This is a genomic window from Paraburkholderia sp. Cpub6, assembly GCF_014201065.1.
In the GTDB taxonomy this organism is placed as follows: Bacteria; Pseudomonadota; Gammaproteobacteria; order Burkholderiales; family Burkholderiaceae; genus Paraburkholderia; species Paraburkholderia tuberum.
This window is the reverse complement of record NZ_JACHDM010000003.1, coordinates 285726-305227: the sequence shown is the minus strand read 5'-3', so window position 1 is coordinate 305227 and position 19502 is coordinate 285726. Positions and strand designations below refer to the sequence as shown.

Sequence of the window (19502 nt, the reverse complement as noted above, 5' to 3'; positions counted from 1 at the left end):
GTTCAAAGTCCCGGCTTGAATTCCTTGTTCCAGAAGTCGAGCAGCGCTGGTTTTTCCGCAGTGAAACGCGCGTAGTCGACTTTCACGAGGCGATCGAGCTCGGCATTCGTGAAGCCGACGCTCTGTTGCAGCGTCGGCGGCAAGGCCGCATCGGTGACGGTCGGCGCATAGCCCATCGTCTCGGCGAAGCCGACCTGCGCGCGCGGATCGAGCATCGCGTTCAGATAGTTGAAGCCGCACGTACGCGTCGGCGCGTTCTTCGGCACGGCGGCCTCGAACGTGACCGGCACGCCGCCCTCTTTCGGGAACGCGTAGTCGACCGGCACGCCGCCTTTTTTCCACTGCAGCGCGCGCGCTTTCCACATGCAGGTCATCCAGATTTCGCCGCTTTTCAGCGCCGCCGCGACCGTTTCGTTCGACGGATAGACCTTCGGCTGCTGCTTGCGCACCTCGCGCAGAAACTGGATGCCGGCCGCCGTGTCGCCATCGTGCATGCCCGCCGCGAGCGAAGACTGCAGCACGTTGAAGTTGTACAGAATGTCGGAAAAACCTACCCGTCCCTTCAGTTTCGGATCGAGCGCGACCGCGAGCGAATCGGGCTTCGCCTGAAACTTCTCCGGGTTGTAGACGATCACCATCGCACTGAAGATGTGCGGAATCGAATACGGGCGGCGCAGCGCTTCGATCGTGCGCGCCGAGTTCGGCACCAGTGTCGTGTCGAGCGGTTCGAGCACCCCCGAACGGTTGACGTCGAACATGTCGATGTCGGCGAGACAGGCGACGTCGAGCGAACCGTGACGCGACATCTTCTCCGCGCGCAGCTTCGTCATGCGGCCGATCTGATCCGCCGAGTCGTACGTGACGCGACCGCCAGCGGCCTCGATGATCGGCTTGCCGATGTTCTGTTCGAGCAGGTTCAGATAATCACCGCCCCACGTGCCGACGACGACGTTGGGACAAGCGTCGGCCGCCAGCGCCGTACGCGGATCGAAACCGAGCGACGGTGCGACGAGCAGACCGGAAGCAGCTTTCAGAAACGTGCGGCGCGTGATGGGATAGCTCATTTTATGGTCCTTCAGGCGGAAAAAAGCAGGCAATCTTCGGTTCTGAAGCACGCGTGCAGCGTGTCGCCCGGCGACCATGCGCCGGCACCGGCGTGCGCGGTGTTCGGCACGAGCGCGACGAGGCTCTGGCCGCGCTCGCTCGTGAGGCGCAATTCGACGGTCGCGCCGAGATAGATCCGGTCGGCCAGCCGGACCGGGATCGACACTTCGCTGTGCTCGGGCGCCGCGGCGAGACGCAGGCGCTCGGGTCGGATGCCGAGCGTGTTGGCATTGCGCGCGGCCGCGTTGACCGTGATCTTTTCGCCGTTCGCGGTGATGAACTGGCCGTTGTCGACGTGGCCCGCGAGGAAATTCATGCGGCCCAGGAAGCTCGCGACGAACGGATTGGCGGGCCGCTCGTACAACGCGTCCGCGCTGCCGATCTGCTGCACGCGTCCGTCGTGCATGACGGCCACGCGGTCCGCCATCGCAAGTGCTTCCTCCTGATCGTGCGTGACGAAGATCGTCGTGAGACCGAGACGCTGCTGGAGCGCGCGAATTTCTTCTCGAACCTCGACGCGCAGCTTCGCGTCGAGATTCGACAACGGCTCGTCGAGCAGAAACACGTCGGGCCGGATCGCGAGCGCGCGCGCAATCGCGACGCGCTGCTGCTGGCCGCCGGACAACTGCCGGGGATAACGTTCGGCGAGCGAGCTCAGCCGCACCATGTCGAGCGCCTCGCGAATGCGCGTGTCGCGCTCCGCCTTCGGTACACGCCGCATTTCCAGACCGAACGCGACGTTCTGCGCGACGGTCATGTGCGGAAACAACGCATAGCGCTGAAACACCATGCCGGTATTTCGCTTGTCGGGTGCGAGCCGCGTGACCTCGGTGTTGCCGATCCAGATTTCGCCGTCGCTCGGCTCGACGAAGCCCGCGACCATGCGCAGCGTCGTCGTCTTGCCGCAGCCGCTCGGGCCGAGGAACGCGACCAGCTCGCCCTCGGCGATATCGAACGACACGTCGGCGACCGCGGTCGTCGCACCGTACTGCTTGCGCAGATTGCGCAGGGATACCTGAGCCATGATCAGATCACCTTGCCGAGCTTGACGAAACGATCGGTGATCAGCATCACGATGCCAAGCAGCACGATCTGCGCGGCCGATACCGCCGCAATGGTTGGGTCGAGATTGAATTCGAGGTACTGCATGATTGCGATCGGCAACGTCGTCTTGCCGGGGCCGACGAGCGGCAAGGTCATCTCGAGGTTCTCGAACGAGACGATGAAGCCGAACAGCGTGGACGCGACGATCGCCGGCCGCAGCATCGGCAACGTGACGCGCCACAGCGTGCGCCACGCACCGGCGCCGAGATTGCGCGCCGCCTCCTCGACGGTGGTGTCGAGCTGGCCCAGGCTCGCGGTGACGAGCCGGATCGTCCACGGGATCGTCAGGCAGACATGCGCGAGCAGCAGGCCGCCGAACGTGCCGACGATGTCGGTGTCGAGCGCATTCTCGGCGCGCAGGTAGAACAGATAGGTCGCAATGCCGGCGACGATACCAGGCACGACTAGTGGCAGCAGCAGCGTGTTGCTGACGAGGCGACGCCCAGCAAACCGGTAGCGGGCAAGCGCGAGCGAGGCGGCGATACCGAGCACCACGCCGCCGATCGCGGCGCCGGCCGCGAGCTTCAGCGACAGCACGAAACCATTCGCGAACGCGTCGTTACGCCATGCGTTGACGTACCACGACAGCGTGTAGCCGGACGGCGGGAACGTGATGATCGCGTCCTTGAAGAAGCTCAGCCAGATCACGAAGATCAGCGGGCTCAGCATGAACAGATAGATGAGCGCGACGCCCGCCCTGACGAACCATTTCGCCGGGGACAGACGTGGGTGGGACAAAGCGCGCGCGGAAACGATGCTGCTACCGTCGATCGGAACCTGCGTCACCGCGCTTTCTCCTTGGTCGGGATTACACGTTGGGGTGTGTCCGGCGGAATGGCGACGTCAGGCCACCCCCGCTTCGCCTCGGCTGGTCACAATGTAAATTTGCATAGCCTGACGAACTGCGATTCACAGTAGCATGAATAAAAAAAGGAGCAAAGCGGGTTCTGGCTAGACGCGCGCTGGGGTTTACGCGGGCGCTGGTCGCCCAGGGGAACGGTGTTTGCGCCGGAATGGCAAACGTGTTGACCGTCGAGGTGGCTTGTATCAGTGCGCCACCGCTGCCCGTGCCCTGCCCGACTTTACGCGCCAGTTCGCGAGCGCGCCGACCGCCATCAGCACGCTGGTGCCGAGAAACACCGCGCGCATGCCGACGTGTCCGCCGACGAAACCGCCCAGCAACGGGCCAGCCACCTGCCCCGCGTATTGCGACGACACCGAGTACCCAAGGATCGCGCCCGTCACGCTCGCCGGCACGTTATGGCGGATCACGCTCGCGATGCACGGCAACAGGCCGCCCAGTGCCATCCCCATCAGGAAACGCAGCACGATCAGCTGCCAGCTCGCGGTGACGAACGCCTGCGGAACGAGCAACACCGCCGATACGGCGAGGCAGCCGACGATCACATTCCAGTGCCCGGCGCGATCGGCGAACTTGCCGAGACGCGACGACGAGATCACGCTGCCGAGCGCCGCGCCCGACATCACGAAGCCCGCGACCATCGTCACGCTTTGAGGCTTCGTGAGCTGGGCGACGTAGACGGTGATGATCGGCTCGATCGACATGTTCGCGACCATCAGCAGCAGACCCGTGGCAAGCATCGCGATGGCCGGCCGCTTGTCGTCCACCGAGGCCCACGCGCCCTGCTTCGGCGCGCTGTCCGCGCGCTTCCTAACCGGCATTTCGCGAATCAGGAACGCCGTCGCGAGAAAGGCGACGAAGATCGCCGCGCCCGAGGCCCAAAAGGTCGCGCGGATGCCGATCAACGGCGGCAGGAAGCCGCCGATCAGCGGGCCGACCAGATTGCCCGCCATGATCCCCGACGACAGCACGCCGAGCGCCCAGCCCGAACGCGCCTTCGGCGTCTGCGTCGCGACGAGGATCATCGAGCCCGACGCATAGCCGCCGAGCAACCCGGCGAGCAGCCGCAACGCGACCAGCTGCCACGCCGAGTGCGCCATGCCGATCAGCGACATCGCGACCGCCATGCCGAGGCTCGAGCGGATCAGCATCAGCTTGCGGCCGTAGAGGTCCGCGAGCTTGCCCCACAGGGGCGCGACGAGCGCGGCGCTGAAGAAGGTCGCGCCGAACGCGGCGCCGGACCACTGCACGATCGCCGCATGATCCTTTACGCCGAGCTGCTCGACATAGAACGGCAGGAACGGCAGCAGCAGCGTCATCGCGACGATGGTCGTAAACGAGCCGAACACGCACACGCACAGATTGCGCTGCCAATGCGCGGCGGCTTCATCGCCGGCCGGCGGGGCGGCCTTGGCTGTCGCCGTAGCCTGCGACTGCGGCGGCACCGGTTCGGCCGATGGTACGTCGAGCTTGCGATTCATCTTCGAGGCTTTCCAGGGTGACGAGGGTCTGTTCGAGCTATCCAAAGCATCGTAACGGGCTGCGCCGCCGCCAGGCAGTCAACCCATCATCCTGGTATCGCTACTACCTCTTCGGAACGCGCGGGCCTGGCTGCGCGCCTCCTTTGCAACTAGTGGCCCGCGGGCGACGTGCTGTGCGACGTCTGCGGCGCGGCCGCCGCCGATGCCGCCGCGTCCGACACCCCCACCGCGCCGCCCGGCAGATCGGCCGGCTTCGTCGAACTCACCGCATCCGGATAGAGCTGCATCAGCACGCGCAGCACGCCATTGGTCCAGCCGAAGCCGTCCTGCAGCGGATACTCGCCGCCCCCCGCCGACTTGCCGCTCGCGTCGACGTCGTACTTCTCGACCAGCTTGCCGGTGCGCTGGTAGTACGCGACGTCGGTGCGGATCCAGCGCGTCGCGATATCGCGCGCGAGCTCCGGCTCGCTATAGCGGCGCAGCCCGATCACCGCGAGGTACTGCAGCGGCGCCCAGCCGTTCGGCTCGTCCCACTGCTGGCCGGTGTTGGTCCGCGTCGTCGCGAGACCGCCCGGACGCAGCAGATCGCGCCGGATCGTCTGCGCCACTTCGCGCGCGTCGTTGCGTGTCGCGACGCCGGCGTAAAGCGGGTACACCGTCGCGGCGGTAAGCCGGTGCGTGAGCGTGCGGTGCACGAAGTCGTAGTCGCCGAAAGCGTGCAGTTGCGGATCCCACAGCACCCGGCGGATCGCATCGGCGCGCACGCGGGCGCGTAGTTCGAGATTCTCGGCGTGGCCTGCATCGCCGGTCACACGGTAGGCTTTCGCGAGCGTGCGTTCGAGGTCCACCATCAGGCAGTTCAGGTCCACTGGCACTAGCGAGGTCACGTCGATGCTCGCGAGCGTCCTGCCGTCGGCGAACCAGCGCGAGCTGAAGTCCCAGCCGGTTTCGCCGCCCGCGCGCAGGTTGCGCCACAAATCCTGCGCATCGCGTTGCGGCATCCGCTGCGCCGTCATCACATCCTCGCGGTACGACTCGTCGCGCGGCGCCGCGCGCTCGTCCCAGTAGCGATTGAGAAGCGTACCGTCCGCGAGGCGCACGAGATGGCGCGCCGCGTTGCCCGGCGCGAGATGGTCGCTGCCGGCCATCCAGTACGCGTATTCACGGCGCAGCTCGGGCAGATAGCGGGCGTAGACCTGATCGCCCTCCTTGCGCGCGACGAGCTGTACCATCTGCGCGAAGAACGGCGGCTGCGAACGGCTCAGGTAATACGTGCGATTGCCGTTGGGGATGTGGCCATAGCGGTCGATCAAGGTCGAGAAATTGTTCAGCTCGTCGTCGACGAGCGCGTGCTGGCCGCTCGCGTCGAGCCCCAGCAGGATGAAGTACGAATCCCAGTAGTAGATCTCGTCGAAGCGGTCGCCCGGCACGATGTACGGCGACGGCAGCGGCAACAGCGACGAGTACGGGCTCGCGCTCGCATCCGGTTCGCGACGCAGCACGTTCCACAGCGTATCGATGTGCGCGGTGACGCTCTCGTCAGGATCGGACGCGTAGCGCTTCGGCGCGCGCGGGGGCAGCGTGAAGCGCTGTTCGACAAATTGTTTCAGGTCGAAGCGCGGCTGAGCACGCTGGCTGTCGTAGTCGGCGATGACCTGGGCCGGCGGCTCGCCTGGCGACATATCGGCAAACGTCTTGCTGTCCGGGTAAAGATGCGCGAGTTCGACGTCACGATACAGCTCGCCGTACAGCTCGGACGGCGGCGTCGGCACGACCGGCGACGGCTGCGCGTGATCCGTGTTTTCGACGTGTCGGTCCGCGGCGCTGCTGGCGGCATTCGCGGCGGCGGCCGATGCGGGCAGCGTAACGGCCGGCACGGCCGGCTGGGTCTGCGCGACCGTCGGCGCGGATTGCGCAATGACGCTGGTGCTTGCGGCGACCGCCAGCGCGGCGGCCACGGAGGCTACAACGCGGCGGTATGGCCGCTCGCGGGAACACCAAACGGGAAGATCGTAACGAAATGGCATCGGCGGACCCGTTGAGGACGACGCGGTGAGGTCGACGTAGGCGGCCCGCCGCGCGCGCCGATGACATGCTGCACGCTGCCGCGGGGCTTCGAGACGGTCTCGCCAGCAAGTGCGGAGCCCGCTTCGCAAAACGATGTCGCGCGCAAGCGTTTCTCACCAAACTGCGCTCAAGGCATGAGCCTTCATCAGGCCGTGCATCCCGCCGTGCGCGCTGCCATTCAGAATCCAGCGCGGCCCGGTCCGGCGCCGGCTTGCGGCCCGCTCATTTTAAGCGGAAACCCAGCTTAGCCTCCGGTCCGGAATCCTAGTGACGCCGCCTTCGCGCGCAGATCCGCGAAGCGGTCCGCCGTCGGGTTGATCGCCAGCTTTTGCGACTGATCGATCGCCGCTACGGAGCTTGACGGCGAAGGCGCGGCCGCCCCCAGACACGTCCCGCCGAACGGCCCTTGGGCGACCGTGAACGCGGGAGCGTCGGTGCGCGGCGCGTCGTCGAGAGCGAGCGCGTAGGCGAGATTGAACGTCGCCGGATCGCTGCCGCGCACGCCAAGCGGCTGTATGCCGAAGCGCCATTGCAGCAGCGCGTGAATCGCGCTGGGGTCGAACGGATAGCGCGTGATCGAGTTCGCGCGCACGCGCGGGCCGAGCAGCGCGAGCGGCACGCGAAAGCCGAGCTTGCCGTCGTTGCCGAGTGTGAGCTCGCTGTTGCTGATCGGCCTGGTGGGCGGCACCACGTGCTCGAGAAAGCCGCCCCATTCGTCGTAGACGACGATCATCAGCGTGCGGCTCCACGTCGGGCTCGTGCGCAGCGCCTCGTAGACCTGCGCGAGAAACGCCTCGCCGTCGCGGATGTCGGCATGCGGATGATCGTCGGTGGAAACGCCTTCCGGCTCGCCCGTGAAAGACGGATCGACCATGCAGAATGGCGGCAGCGTCCCGGCCGCGGCATTCACGAGGAAATCCACAAACGGGCGCGAAATGCCCAGATAACGCGTGCCGTAAAGCGCCGTGAACGGCACGTCGTGGTAGTAGTAGCGACAGTCGATATTGCCGTCGCTCAGCTTGTCCCAGATCGTGGCGAGCGACGAAGTGTCGGTGCTGTCGTCGAGCCGATCGGTTGCGCCGCTATGCAGATAGAGGCGATTGGGAAAGGTGCTGGTCAGGATGCCGCTGAAGTAGAAGTCGCCGATCGTATGACTGCTCGCCACGGCGTTGAAAAATTGAAGATCGGCCGACGTGTAGTAGCCGATAGGCAGCAGGTCGCCCGGGATCAGGCTCGTGCCCGGCGTGAGCAGCCAGCCATTCATCGCACCCGATGCCAGTTGCGTGCGCCCCCCCGAGAAGCCGTGATTGGGGTCCTGGTAGGCGCACGCCTGATAGCCGTACGCGGCATTTGCCGCGAGGGAAAACGGCGTTTGCGTCGCGCCGAACGCGTCTTTGAAGTGCTGGTTCGCGGGCATGCCCTCGGCCCCCGGCACCCAGCCGAGGAAATGGTCGAAGGAACGATTTTCCATCGTGACCAGCACGATGAAGTCGATGCCCGAACTGGCCGGCGCGGGCAACGCCGGGCGCGGCAGGCTGTAGCGGTCGGCGGCGTTGGGCGATGGAATGTCGGTAATCGAGGGCGCGGGGTCGCTGGCACTCCCTCCGCCCGGTTGGTCGTCTGCGCCCAATCCACCGCCGCCTCCGCAACCCGATAGCGCAACGCTGCCGGCCACCGCGGCCACACCCGCAAGAAAGCGGCGGCGGTCGTGTCCGTGATTCTGGTGAGTCTCGTCGCCCATGACACGTCTCCTCGTTGGATGCGGCGCGGGCGTCCGTCCATGCCAGCCTGCCGCGAAGCAAAACGCGCGCGCCGATTCGAGCGGCGGGTTGGCCGTGGGCAGCAAGTTTCGAACCCGAGGTATCCGAGGGCCGTTGCGAAGCGGCGCTCAACGCTAGCGTGGGACAAGGGCGATTCGCCTCCGCGTGCTGACTACGCAGGCGCGGCGGTTACGGTGCTCACGCAGCCTGGTCACGCCAACCAGACTGACGAACTTACAGGAGACCACTCCTACTCGATGCCCGAATTGGCCGAGGAGTATCGAAGCAGGCCGGCCGCTGCTCCACGCTTGCTGAACGGCACGCTCTAGATCTCCACCCGCGCGCCGACTTCGATCACGCGATTGGCCGGTAGTTTGAAGAACGCCGCGATATTGCCCACGTTGTGCAGCATCACCGCGAAAAGCCGCTCGCGCCATAGCGCCATGCCATGGCCGCGTTTGGGCACCACGGCCGCGCGGCTCAGGAACCAGGATGTGTCGTCCAGATTGAAGGCCAGTTCCGGCGATTTGTAGGCGGCCAGCGTGCGCGGCAAGTCCACTTCGTCCTTGAATCCGTACTTCACCGTTGCGTGCCAGCAACCCGTGCACAGCGGCCGGATCTGCACGCGCTCGGTTTCGGCCACCCACGGCACGTTCTTCGTTATGACGCTCAGGAAAACCGTGCGCTCATGCAGCACACGGTTGTGCCGCAGGTTGTTGACGAGCGCGTGCGGCACCGCTTCGGCGTCCGGCGTCAGGAAGATCGCCGTGCCGCCCACGCGCGTCGGCGAACTTTCGAGCAGCGCAGCGAGGTACGGCTTGAGCGGCGTCTTTCCCGCCCGCACGCGCGCCTCGGCCAGCATCATTTCCCAGCCGCGTCCCCACGTCGCCATGACCGTGAACACGATCGCGCCGATCACGAGCGGGAACCAGCCGCCATCGACGATCTTGAGCAGATTCGCCGAGAAGAACAATGCGTCGATCACGAAGAAGAACGCGGTGGACAGCAGGCACAGCAGCCAGTTGTAGCGCCACGCGTAATGCACGACGAAGAACGTCAGGAACGTGGTGATGAGCATCGTGCCGGTCACGGCGATGCCATACGCGGACCCGAGCGCCGTGGACGAGCGGAAGCCCAACACCGCCGCAACCACGGCGATCAACAGGATCCAGTTGATGCCGGGCACGTAGATTTGCCCGATCTCGCGCTCCGACGTATGCACGACGTTCATGCGCGGCAGGAAGGAAAGCTGCATGGCCTGCATTGTCATCGAATAGGTGCCCGAAATAACGGCCTGCGAGGCGATCACGGTGGCGATCGTCGCCAGCACGATCATCGGCACGACGGCCCACTGCGGGAACAGACGGTAGAACGGGTTTTGCACCGCGCCGGGGTTCGCCAGCAGCAGCGCGCCCTGGCCCAGATAGTTGAGCGCGAGCGCGGGAAAAACGACGCCGAACCAGGTAAGGCGGATGGGTCGCTTGCCGAAATGGCCCATGTCGGCGTAGAGCGCCTCGGCGCCCGTCAGCGAGAGCACCACCGCGCCGAGCGCGACGAACGCGAGCCAGCGGTGATGCATGACGAAGCCGAGCCCTTCCAGCGGATTGAGCGCATACAGCACGACCGGCGCGGCCATGATGTTCGCGACGCCCGCCACGCCGATCACGACGAACCAGAGCACCATCACGGGCCCGAACACGGCGCCGATGCCGCCCGTGCCGTGCCTTTGCGTGACGAACAGGATGATGAGCGCGGCGAGCGTCACTGGAATCACATAGGTCTTGAGCCCGGGCTCGACGACTTCGAGCCCTTCCACGGCGCTCAGCACGGAAATGGCCGGCGTGATCACGCTATCGCCGAAGAACAGCGCCGCGCCCATCACGCCCACCACGAGGAGGCCGCGACGCAAACGCGGCCGCGACGCGATCGACGACGCCGCGAGCGCGAGCAGCGCCATGATGCCGCCTTCGCCATGATTATTCGCCCGCAGGATCAGTACGACGTACTTGAGCGAAACGACGATCATCAGCGACCAGAAGATCAGCGAGACGATGCCGACGATATTGAAAGCATTGAGCGTGAGACCGTTGCTGGGATCGAACACGGTGGCGAGCGTATAGAGCGGGCTCGTGCCGATGTCGCCATAGACCACGCCGAGCGCGGCCAGCGCGAGCGCTGGCAGAGCCGGCGACGCTTCGCCGTGGCCTTCCTTCGCCGGCGCGGCGGATGCGGAATGTGCCATGTCTGCCTCCTCATACGAATCGCGCGTGAGCCGTGAGGAGCGCGCCGCGGGTTCGCTTCGATTCTTTCGTTTCGTTGATGTGAATTCGTTTGGGTCGTACGGGCTGGATCGTGCCGGGTGTGCGCTAGAGAAAGTATAGAAATTTCCGGCGAAAATGCGCCTCGCGCGGGGATGCCAGTTGCCGTCCATGGTCAGCTTAACGTCAGGCGGAACGGCGAAAGCGAAGGCCGCCCGCCGCCAGGGGTTTCCCCTCCTTCGCCATACCGGAAAATATCCTACTATCAATGAGTTAAAACTAACTAACTCATCAATTAGTCTGGTGTCCATGCCGCAAGCCGCCCGTTCCCGAATGGGTCGCCGTCCTCATCCGCAGGACTTCGACGCACGCGAACATCTGCTCGATGTCGCGGTGGCGCTGTTCGCCGAGCGCGGTATCGCCAACACGACGGTTGCGCAGATCGCGGCGGCGAGCGGCGTGACGTCCGCGATGGTGCACTACTGGTTCCAGACGCGCGAAAAGCTGCTCGACGCGTTGTTCGAGGAAAGGCTCGTCGCCGCGTTCGGCGCGATCTGGGACCCGGTCGATCCCGAACACGACGAACCGCTCGCGCTGACGCAAGGCATCGTCAAGCGCATGTTCGATGTCACCGAAACCATGCCGTGGCTGCCTTCGCTCTGGCTGCGCGAGATCGTCAACGAAGGCGGTTTGCTGCGCGAGCGCGCGTTTGCGCGCATCCCCGTGCAAAAGCTCGCCGCGTTCGGTCAGAACATCGCGCGTGGCTGCGCGTCGGGTCAGTTGAACGCCCAGCTCGAACCGTTGCTGCTGTTCAACTCGGTGCTCGCTCTGGTGATGCTGCCGCAGGCAACCGCGAGGATCTGGCAGCGCCTGAATCCGCGCACCTCGTTCGATCGCGCGACGCTCGAACGCCATGTCGTCGCGCTGCTCGCGCAGGGCATGAGCGCAACCACGGCGGTCGAGACCAACGCGAAGGCCGCAACCGGGGCGACGTCCACCGCACGCCGCGCGAAGGGGAAGCCGTCATGATCGTGTTCGCCAGCTCATCTCGACGTGCCGCGTTGCTCGCGCTGTGCATCGCGTGCGCAAGCTGTTCGCGACCACCGGCGAACACGTGGCAAGGCTATGTGGAAGGCGAGTTCCTGTACCTCGCGTCTTCGCAGGCGGGACAGTTGACCGAGCTCGCGGTCTCGCGCGGGCAGACCGTCGCGCAGAACACGCCGCTCTTCGCGCTCGAAGCGCAGAACGAAACCGACGCCGTCGCGCAGGCGGCCGAGCAACTGCGCTCGGCCCGCGCCCAGCTTGCCGACCTTGGAACCGGCAAGCGTCCGCCGGAAGTCGATGTGACGCGCGCGCAACTCGTGCAGGCCGAAGCCGATGCGACGCGCGCCGCGACGCAGTTCCGCCGCGACCAACAGCAATTCGGCGCGGGCGGCATCGCGCAAAGCCAGCTCGACGACTCGCGCGCGACCGCGTTGTCGAGCGCCGCGCGCGTGCGTGAGTTGCAAAGCCAGCTGGCCGTCGCGCGTCTGCCTGGGCGGATCGAACAGATCCGCGCGCAACAGGCGCAGGTCGACGCGGCGCAGGCCCAGCTCGGCCAGGCCCAATGGAAGCTCGATCAGAAAAGCGTGCACGCGCCGCACGCCGGCCTCGTGTTCGACACGATGTATCGCAGCGGCGAATGGGTGCCGGCCGGCAGCCCCGTCGTGCGCATGCTGCCGCCGGAGAACGTCAAGGTGCGCTTTTTCGTGCCCCAGGGAGTGGTCGGTTCGCTCGCGCCGGGCCGTCGCGTATCGATTCATTGCGACGGTTGCGCGGCCGATGTGCCGGCCGTGCTCAGCTTCATTTCGGACCAGGCGGAGTACACGCCGCCGGTAATCTTCAGCAACGAAAGCCGCGCGAAGCTCGTGTTCATGGTCGAAGCCCGACCTCAGACCGCCGATGCGCCAAAGCTGCGGCCCGGCCAGCCCGTCACGGTCACGCTGCAATGAGTGCGCCCGCGCCCCCCGGCAATGCCAGCGACCCCGTGTACGCGATCGACGTGCAGGGGCTGAACAAGCATTTCGGCACCAAGCACGTGGTCAACGATGTCACGATGCGCGTGCAGCGCGGCGAGATTTTCGGCTTTCTCGGCCCCAACGGCAGCGGCAAGACCACCTGCATCCGCATGATGTGCGGACTGCTGACGCCCGACTCCGGCAGCGGCACGTGTCTCGGCTACGACATCGTGCGCGACAGCGCGCAGATCAAGCGGCGCACCGGTTATATGACGCAGCGCTTCTCCTATTGGGAAGATCTGACGATCCGCGAAAACCTCGACTTCGTCGCGCGCATCTACGAGATGAAGAACCGCCGCGAGGCGGTCGATCGCGCGCTCGAACAGCTTGGCCTTCAAAGCCGTGCGAAGCAGTTGGCCGGCGCACTGTCGGGCGGATGGAAGCAGCGTCTCGCGCTGGCCGCGTGCATGCTCCATGAGCCGGCACTGCTGCTGCTCGACGAACCGACCGCAGGTGTCGACCCGAGCGCGCGCCGCGACTTCTGGGAAGAGTTGCATCGCCTCGCGGCGCGCGGCATCTCGGTGCTCGTCAGCACCCACTATATGGACGAAGCGGAACGCTGCCACAAGCTCGCTTATATCGCCTACGGCAAGCTGCTCGCGCAGGGCACGTCGAAACAGGTCATCGATTCGCAAGGGCTCGTGACGTGGGCCGTGTACGGCCAGAATCTCGTCGAGCTCGGCGACCGGCTGCGCCGCTCGCCCGGCGTCGAGCAGACGGTGGCGTTCGGTTCGTCGCTGCACGTGAGCGGTCCGGACACGCCCGAACTCCACGCCACGATCGACCAGCTGGCTCATTCGGACCCAGCGTTGCGGATCGAACCACAGGAAACCGGCCTCGAGGACGTGTTCATCTTCATGATGAACCGCTCGACCGACAATTACGCCACCCCTTCGGGCAAAGCATCGTGAATTCCGCCCGCCGACTTCCACGCTTTTCGCTGATGCGTTGGTGGAGCGTCGTGCGCAAGGAGTTTTTGCAACTGAAGCGCGACCGCATCACGTTTGCGATGATGATCGTGCTGCCGATCATGCAGATGGCGCTGTTCGGCTTCGCGATCAATACCGACCCCAAGCATCTGCCGACCGCCGTCATCGCCGCCGATCACAGCGAGTTCACGCGCAGTTTCCTGATGGCGATGCGCAACTCCGATTACTTCGACATCGTATCGACGCTGCCCGACGAAGAATCCGGTCGCCGCGCGCTCGCGCAGGGCAAGGTGCTGTTCGTGCTGAATATCCCCGTCGGTTTCACGCGCGATCTGGCCAAGGGCGCGCGGCCATCGCTGCTCGTCGAAGCCGACGCGACGGACCCCACCGCGGTGGGCACCGCGCTCGGCGCGCTGCCGTCGATCGCGCAGTCGGTGTTGCGCAAGGACCTCACGGGTCCGTTGTCGACGCTCGCGGTCGGCCCCGCCGCTTTCGACGTTCAATTGCACCGGCTCTACAACCCCGAAAGCCTGACCCAGTACAACGTGGTGCCCGGCCTGATGGGCGTGATCCTGACGATGACGATGGTGATGATGACGGGCCTCGCGATCACGCGTGAACGCGAGCGCGGCACGATGGAAAATCTGCTCGCCACGCCGGTGCTGCCGCTCGAAGTGATGACCGGCAAGATCGTGCCTTACGTGGCGATCGGCCTGGTGCAGGTCAGCATCATTCTCGCGGCGGCGCGCTTCGTGTTCAACGTGCCGTTCGAAGGCAGTCTGATCGCGCTGTATCTGTCCGCTCTATTGTTCGTTGCGGCCAATCTGACGATCGGCATTACGCTGTCGTCGCTCGCGCAGAACCAGTTGCAGGCCATGCAACTGACGATGTTCTATTTTCTGCCCAACATCCTGCTGTCGGGTTTCATGTTTCCGTTCGCGGGCATGCCGAAGTGGGCGCAGTACATCGGCAACCTGTTGCCGCTCACCTACTTCAACCGGCTGGTGCGCGGCATTCTGCTCAAGGGCGTCGGTTGGGCCGACATGTGGCCCCATGTATGGCCGCTGCTGATCTTTCTGTTCGTCGTCATGGGTATCGCCGTGAAGTTCTATCGGCGCACGCTCGATTGAGGAAGGCCTGCAATGTGTTCCGCTCCTGGCTTTCGTGACACGGTTTTTCATCGCGCGGCTTGTTGGTCCCAGCGTTCCGCCATGCGCCGGCTGGCCGTCTTCTGCGCAAGCGGGGCACTGTGCGCGTGCAGCGTCGGCCCGGATTTCCATCGACCCGACGTGACCAGCGTGTCGAGCTATACCGCCGCGCCGCTTGCGGCGAGCACCGTCGCAGCCGATGGTCCCGGCGGCGCCGCGCAACACTTCGTGCCGACCGAGGTGCCCGGCGACGGCTGGTGGCGCGCTTTCGGCTCGCCGGCGCTGGACGCGCTCGTGCAACATGCGCTCGACGATAGCCCGACCCTCGCGCAAGCCCGCGCGAAACTCGACGAAGCGCAGCAGGACTATCGCGCGCAGGCGGGCGGCACGCTATGGCCGCAAGTCGATGCGAACCTGTCGACCACGCGCGAGAAAATCGATCCCGAGGCGCTCGGCTTCGGTCAGCTGACGCAGGGCCGCGCGTTTGCGCCGTTCACGCTGTACAGCGCACAGGTCACGGTGTCGTACACGCTCGATCTGTTCGGCGCGAATCGCCGCGCGCTCGAAGCGGTGGCCGCGCAGGTCGACTATCAGCAATACGAACTCGAAGCCGCGCGTTTGACGGTCGCGGGCAACGTCGTGACGGCGGCGATCCGGCGCGCGTCGCTTGCGCGGCAGCTCGCCCTCACCGAAGCGCTGCTCGCCAACCAGATGCAGCAACTCGATATCGCCGAACGCCGCTATCGCGCGGGCGGCATCTCCGAAGTCGATCTGCTGAGCCAGCGCACGCTCGTGCAGCAAACCCGCGCGACGTTACCGCCATTGCGCACGCAGCTTGCGCAGACCGATCATCAACTCGCGATCTATCTGGGACGCGCGCCGGCGGAATTGGCCACCACCCACGACCTCGCCGCGCTCGACCTCGACACGCTAGTGCTGCCGGCCGATCTGCCGCTGACCTTGCCGTCGACGCTCGCGCGGCAACGGCCCGACATTCGCGCGTCCGAGGCGCTGCTGCATCAGGCGAGTGCGAACATCGGCGTCGCGACCGCGAACCTGTATCCGCGCATCACGCTGTCGGGCAGCGCGGCGACCGAACGCGTCAACGTGTCCGATCTGCTGACGGGCTTCAACGTGTGGAATTTCGGAGCGGGTCTCACGCAGCCGCTGTTCCACGGCGGTGAGCTGCTGGCGCGCAAGCGTTCGTCGGAGGCGGCCTGGCAAGCGGCGCTCGCCGTCTACAAGCAAACCGTGCTGCAGGGACTGCAACAGGTCGCCGACGCGCTGCGCGCGCTCGATCAGGACGCGATTGCATTGCAGGCGCTCGATGCGGCTCAACGCAGCGCGCAACGCGGCGCCGGTATCGCGAGTCAGCGGTATGCGGCCGGCGGCATCAGTCAATTGACACTGCTCGATACGCAGCGCCAGGAATTGCAGACCGGACTCGATCGCACCAAAGCCGCCGCGCAGCGTTATGCCGATACCGCCGCGCTGTATCAGGCGCTCGGGGCGCGGCCTTGAGTCGATCGGTTGGTCATCGGTTTGCAGGCGTCTCGCGCCGCACCTTGTTCAGCACGAGGTACGCGAACGAGCCGATCACGATGCCCCAGAACGCGGAGCCGAGCCCGAGGAACGTCATACCGGATGCGGTCGCGAGAAACGTGATCACGGAGGCCTCGCGATGGTCTTCGTCCTGGATCGCGCCCATCACGTTCGACGTGATCGCACCGATCAACGCGAGGCCCGCCAGAATCGCGACGAACTCCTTCGGCAGCATCGTGAACAGCGCGACGATCGCACCGGCGAACGTGCCGCCGATCAGATAGAACACGCCGTTCGCCATGCCCGCGATATAGCGCTTGTCCGGGTCGTCGTGCGCATCCTTGCCCGTGCACAACGCCGCCGTGATCGCGGCGATCACGATCGTGATGCCACCGAAAAACGCCACGCCGATCGACGCGATGCTCGTCGCGGTGATGATCGGCCGGGCCGGCGTGTGATAGCCGGACACGCGCAGAATCGCCATCCCCGGCAGAAACTGCCCGGTCAGACTGACAACCACGAGCGGCAAGGCAAGACTCAGCGTCGAACTCAGCGTCCATTCGGGTTTGATGAAGATCGGCCGCGTGACTTGCAGCAGCAGCGCGCCCAGGTGCGCGGCGCCGAGCGCAATGGCGAGCACCGTGCCCGTCAACAGCACCAGCACGATGCAATAGCGCGGCAGCAGGCGCCTGAACACGATGTACGCGCCGATCATGCCGAACGCCAATGCGGGCATCGACGCCGCCGCCTTGAACGCATGCGTGCCGAACTGCAGCAGAATGCCGGCCATCATCCCGCAGGCGATGCCCTTCGGAATGCTGCGCACCATGCGGTCGAAATAGCCCGAGATACCGATCAGCAGAATGATCACGGCGGCGCTCAGATACGCGCCCACCGCCTGATGCAGCGTCAACGCGGGAAACAGTCCGACCAGCAGCGCGGTGCCGGGCGCCGACCACGCGGTCACGACCGGCACTTTCAGCTTCCAGCTCGCGAAGATGCCGGAGACGGCCGCGCCGATCGAGATGCCCCATACCCACGACGCGACCATCTCGTTGGGCATGTGGGCCGCTTGCGCCGCCTGGAAGAAGATCACGAGCGGGCCCGCGTACGAAATCAGCACGGCCAGAAAGCCGGCCACGACGGCGGACACGGACCAGTCGCCCGCAACGGCGCGCGTGGTCGGCGCCTGGGTAGGGGTGGGATTCATCGTCGATGTGGGTCAAGGCGGCCCGCTGTCGGTGACACGCGCCTCGCGGCGCAGGTTGCCGCTGGCCGCCGCAAGTCACCGTCAGAGCGCGGAGTCATTCCGGGCCGATAGTATGAAGGACGATCGCCGCGCGGCCTGTCGGCATTGTTCAGCCGCAGCCGCTCGCTAGCCCTGATCGCCGCCGCCGACCGGCAGCACGGTGCCGGTGATATACGACGCGTCATCGGAAGCGAGGAACAGGATCGCGCCGACCTGTTCGTCGATCGTGCCGTAGCGATGCATCTGGCTCGACGCGATCGTCTGATCGACGATGCCCTGATACCACGTCGCTTCCTGCTCGCTTTGCGGTGCCGTATTGCGCGGCACGCGGCGCGGCGGCGCTTCGGTGCCGCCGGTCGCGACCGCGTTGATGCGGATGCCGTGTTCGGCATGCTCGAACGCGAGGCTCGCGGTCAGCGCGTTGACGCCGCCCTTAGAAGCCGCATACGGCACGCGATAGATACTGCGCGTCGCAATCGACGACACGTTGACGATCGCCCCGCTCGCACGCTTCAGCATCACGGGCAACACCGCGTGGCAGCACCATAGCGTCGGGAACAGCGAACGCCGCACCTCGGCCTCGATCTGCTCTGCTTCATATTCCTCGTACGGCTTCGCCCAGATCGTGCCGCCGACGTTGTTGACGAGCGCGTCGATGCGGCCGAACGCCTCGATCGCGAAGGTCGTCATCGCGGCCGCGCCCGCATAGGTTTCGAGGTCGGCGATGAACGCGCGCGCTTCGCCGCCTGTGCGTGCGATCTCTTCGGCCACCTCGTGCACGATCGGGGAACGGTCGACCAGCACCAAAGCCGCGCCCTCGCGCGCCGCGCGCAACGCGACGCCACGGCCGATGCCCTGGCCCGCGCCGGTCACGACGAGCACCTTGCCCTTGAAGCGATCGGTAAAGGTCGAAGTCATGCTACGTTGCTCGCCGAGAATTTTTCGTAGTAGAAGTTCGCGGGCTCGACGCTGCTGTCGCGCAGCCAGCCCTGCACCGCTTCGACCATCGCGACCGGGCCGCACAAGTAGACGTCGACGTCGCCGTCGTTCAGCCATTCGCTATCCACATGCGCGGTCACGTAGCCCTTGCGCTCGTGGCTGCTCGCGGAATCGACGACACAGGTGCGATAGCTGAAATTCGGCAGCGAGCGCTGCGCCTCTTCGATCTGTTCGAGCGCGACCAGATCGATGTCGTTGGTCACGCCGTACACGAGGCGCACCGGCTGCAGGTTGCCGCTCGCCTTCAGCACGTCGAGCATCGACAGAAACGGTGCGATGCCGGTGCCGCCCGCGAGGAACAGCACCGGACGCTGCGGATCGCGCAGATAGAAGCTGCCATACGGACCCGTGAAGCCGATCTGCTGACCAGGCTGCGCATCGTTGCTCAGAAAGCCGCTCATCTTGCCGTCCGGCACGTTGCGCACGACGAACGCCGCGCGCGTCGCGCCCGGCGCCGAGCTGAACGAGTACGACCGGCTCTCGCCGCTCGCGCCCGGAATCTCGACGTTCACGTATTGACCCGCGAGAAAGCTCGGCGCGCCCGCGCCGTCGATATCGATCGAGAAATGGATCGTCGAATCCGACAGCCGTTCGACCGCCGCGAGCGTGCCTTCGAAACGCGACACCCCAGTCTTGCACGCCGCCGACGACGCCTGCACGCGAATCACCAGATCCGAGCGCGGCCGCGTCTGGCACGCGAGGATATAGCCCTGGCTCGCTTCCTCGGGGGTCAGCGCATCTTCGACGTAGCTCGATTCGGGCATGTCGTACGCACCCGATTCGCACAGCCCCCGACAGGTGCCGCACGCGCCTTCACGGCAATCGAGCGGAATGTTGATCTTCTGCCGGTAAGCGGCATCCGACAGCGTTTCGTTCTCACGGCAGCTGATGAAGCGCGTGACGCCGTCTTCGAACTGAAGTGCAATAGTGTGTTCCATGACC

At 65.7% G+C, this 19502-nt stretch carries 15 protein-coding genes; 5 read left to right on the top strand and 10 right to left on the bottom strand.

The features are described from left to right. Nucleotides 1-2: 2 nt before the first annotated feature. The 7 genes from HDG33_RS08245 to HDG33_RS08215 all read right to left on the bottom strand — a co-directional run bounded on the left by HDG33_RS08245 (nucleotide 3) and on the right by HDG33_RS08215 (nucleotide 10620). Nucleotides 3-1064: an extracellular solute-binding protein gene (locus HDG33_RS08245; RefSeq protein WP_184023852.1), complete on the bottom strand. Its 1062-nt coding sequence runs from the start codon at nucleotides 1062-1064 to the stop codon at nucleotides 3-5. A gap of 11 nt (nucleotides 1065-1075) precedes the next feature. Then, nucleotides 1076-2128 (bottom strand): ABC transporter ATP-binding protein, encoded by a 1053-nt coding sequence (locus HDG33_RS08240; RefSeq protein ID WP_184023850.1) that lies wholly within the window; start codon nucleotides 2126-2128, stop codon nucleotides 1076-1078. Nucleotides 2129-2130: 2 nt separating this feature from the next. Next, nucleotides 2131-2994, bottom strand: a complete 864-nt coding sequence (locus tag HDG33_RS08235; protein WP_184023848.1) for an ABC transporter permease — start codon at nucleotides 2992-2994, stop codon at nucleotides 2131-2133. 261 nt (nucleotides 2995-3255) lie between these two features. Then, nucleotides 3256-4551, bottom strand: a complete 1296-nt coding sequence (locus HDG33_RS08230) for an MFS transporter (RefSeq protein WP_184023846.1) — start codon at nucleotides 4549-4551, stop codon at nucleotides 3256-3258. 149 nt (nucleotides 4552-4700) lie between these two features. Then, nucleotides 4701-6509 carry an alpha,alpha-trehalase TreA gene (gene treA / locus HDG33_RS08225; RefSeq protein ID WP_311548230.1) on the bottom strand — a complete coding sequence of 603 codons (1809 nt, stop codon included), beginning with the start codon at nucleotides 6507-6509 and terminating at the stop codon, nucleotides 4701-4703. Nucleotides 6510-6862: 353 nt separating this feature from the next. After that, nucleotides 6863-8359: an alkaline phosphatase family protein gene (locus HDG33_RS08220; protein ID WP_184023839.1), complete on the bottom strand. Its 1497-nt coding sequence runs from the start codon at nucleotides 8357-8359 to the stop codon at nucleotides 6863-6865. A gap of 344 nt (nucleotides 8360-8703) precedes the next feature. After that, nucleotides 8704-10620: a potassium transporter Kup gene (locus HDG33_RS08215; protein WP_184023836.1), complete on the bottom strand. Its 1917-nt coding sequence runs from the start codon at nucleotides 10618-10620 to the stop codon at nucleotides 8704-8706. Nucleotides 10621-10969: 349 nt separating this feature from the next. On the opposite strand from HDG33_RS08215, the gene HDG33_RS08210 reads away from it, so the two are divergent. The 5 genes from HDG33_RS08210 to HDG33_RS08190 all read left to right on the top strand — a co-directional run bounded on the left by HDG33_RS08210 (nucleotide 10970) and on the right by HDG33_RS08190 (nucleotide 16291). Further along, nucleotides 10970-11665 carry a TetR/AcrR family transcriptional regulator gene (locus HDG33_RS08210; RefSeq protein ID WP_090810826.1) on the top strand — a complete coding sequence of 232 codons (696 nt, stop codon included), beginning with the start codon at nucleotides 10970-10972 and terminating at the stop codon, nucleotides 11663-11665. After that, nucleotides 11662-12627, top strand: coding sequence for an HlyD family secretion protein (locus tag HDG33_RS08205; RefSeq protein WP_184023833.1), 966 nt, complete (start codon nucleotides 11662-11664; stop codon nucleotides 12625-12627). The genes HDG33_RS08210 and HDG33_RS08205 overlap by 4 nt, the downstream gene beginning before the upstream one ends. Then, nucleotides 12624-13604 (top strand): ABC transporter ATP-binding protein, encoded by a 981-nt coding sequence (locus HDG33_RS08200; RefSeq protein WP_184023830.1) that lies wholly within the window; start codon nucleotides 12624-12626, stop codon nucleotides 13602-13604. The genes HDG33_RS08205 and HDG33_RS08200 overlap by 4 nt, the downstream gene beginning before the upstream one ends. Before the next feature lie 32 nt (nucleotides 13605-13636). Next, nucleotides 13637-14752 carry an ABC transporter permease gene (locus tag HDG33_RS08195; protein ID WP_184024287.1) on the top strand — a complete coding sequence of 372 codons (1116 nt, stop codon included), beginning with the start codon at nucleotides 13637-13639 and terminating at the stop codon, nucleotides 14750-14752. 81 nt (nucleotides 14753-14833) lie between these two features. Beyond that, nucleotides 14834-16291, top strand: a complete 1458-nt coding sequence (locus tag HDG33_RS08190) for an efflux transporter outer membrane subunit (protein ID WP_260330362.1) — start codon at nucleotides 14834-14836, stop codon at nucleotides 16289-16291. A 13-nt stretch (nucleotides 16292-16304) separates the two neighbouring features. Here HDG33_RS08190 and HDG33_RS08185 read toward each other — a convergent pair whose 3' ends face one another. From HDG33_RS08185 to benC, 3 genes are all read right to left on the bottom strand, one after another. Further along, the gene (locus HDG33_RS08185) at nucleotides 16305-17522 is read right to left on the bottom strand and encodes a benzoate/H(+) symporter BenE family transporter (RefSeq protein WP_184023824.1); all 1218 of its coding nucleotides are present in this window, start codon (nucleotides 17520-17522) and stop codon (nucleotides 16305-16307) included. A gap of 165 nt (nucleotides 17523-17687) precedes the next feature. Next, complete coding sequence (locus HDG33_RS08180) at nucleotides 17688-18479, bottom strand: 1,6-dihydroxycyclohexa-2,4-diene-1-carboxylate dehydrogenase (protein WP_184023821.1); 792 nt, start codon at nucleotides 18477-18479, stop codon at nucleotides 17688-17690. Further along, a complete protein-coding gene (gene benC / locus HDG33_RS08175; protein WP_184023818.1) occupies nucleotides 18476-19498 on the bottom strand; it encodes a benzoate 1,2-dioxygenase electron transfer component BenC in 1023 nt (340 codons plus the stop codon). Before benC ends, HDG33_RS08180 begins: the two co-directional genes overlap by 4 nt. Nucleotides 19499-19502 lie beyond the last annotated feature (4 nt).

Excerpts from the sequence above, each read along its gene's own strand:
- HDG33_RS08215 (WP_184023836.1), bottom strand. The coding sequence starts at position 10,620 with ATGGCACATTCCGCATCCGCCGCGCCGGCGAAGGAAGGCCACGGCGAA.
- HDG33_RS08240 (WP_184023850.1), bottom strand. The coding sequence starts at position 2,128 with ATGGCTCAGGTATCCCTGCGCAATCTGCGCAAGCAGTACGGTGCGACG.
- HDG33_RS08220 (WP_184023839.1), bottom strand. The coding sequence starts at position 8,359 with ATGGGCGACGAGACTCACCAGAATCACGGACACGACCGCCGCCGCTTT.
- HDG33_RS08205 (WP_184023833.1), top strand. The coding sequence starts at position 11,662 with ATGATCGTGTTCGCCAGCTCATCTCGACGTGCCGCGTTGCTCGCGCTG.
- HDG33_RS08180 (WP_184023821.1), bottom strand. The coding sequence starts at position 18,479 with ATGACTTCGACCTTTACCGATCGCTTCAAGGGCAAGGTGCTCGTCGTG.
- HDG33_RS08190 (WP_260330362.1), top strand. The coding sequence starts at position 14,834 with ATGCGCCGGCTGGCCGTCTTCTGCGCAAGCGGGGCACTGTGCGCGTGC.
- HDG33_RS08230 (WP_184023846.1), bottom strand. The coding sequence starts at position 4,551 with ATGAATCGCAAGCTCGACGTACCATCGGCCGAACCGGTGCCGCCGCAG.
- benC (WP_184023818.1), bottom strand. The coding sequence starts at position 19,498 with ATGGAACACACTATTGCACTTCAGTTCGAAGACGGCGTCACGCGCTTC.
- HDG33_RS08200 (WP_184023830.1), top strand. The coding sequence starts at position 12,624 with ATGAGTGCGCCCGCGCCCCCCGGCAATGCCAGCGACCCCGTGTACGCG.
- HDG33_RS08185 (WP_184023824.1), bottom strand. The coding sequence starts at position 17,522 with ATGAATCCCACCCCTACCCAGGCGCCGACCACGCGCGCCGTTGCGGGC.
- HDG33_RS08195 (WP_184024287.1), top strand. The coding sequence starts at position 13,637 with ATGCGTTGGTGGAGCGTCGTGCGCAAGGAGTTTTTGCAACTGAAGCGC.
- HDG33_RS08210 (WP_090810826.1), top strand. The coding sequence starts at position 10,970 with ATGGGTCGCCGTCCTCATCCGCAGGACTTCGACGCACGCGAACATCTG.
- HDG33_RS08245 (WP_184023852.1), bottom strand. The coding sequence starts at position 1,064 with ATGAGCTATCCCATCACGCGCCGCACGTTTCTGAAAGCTGCTTCCGGT.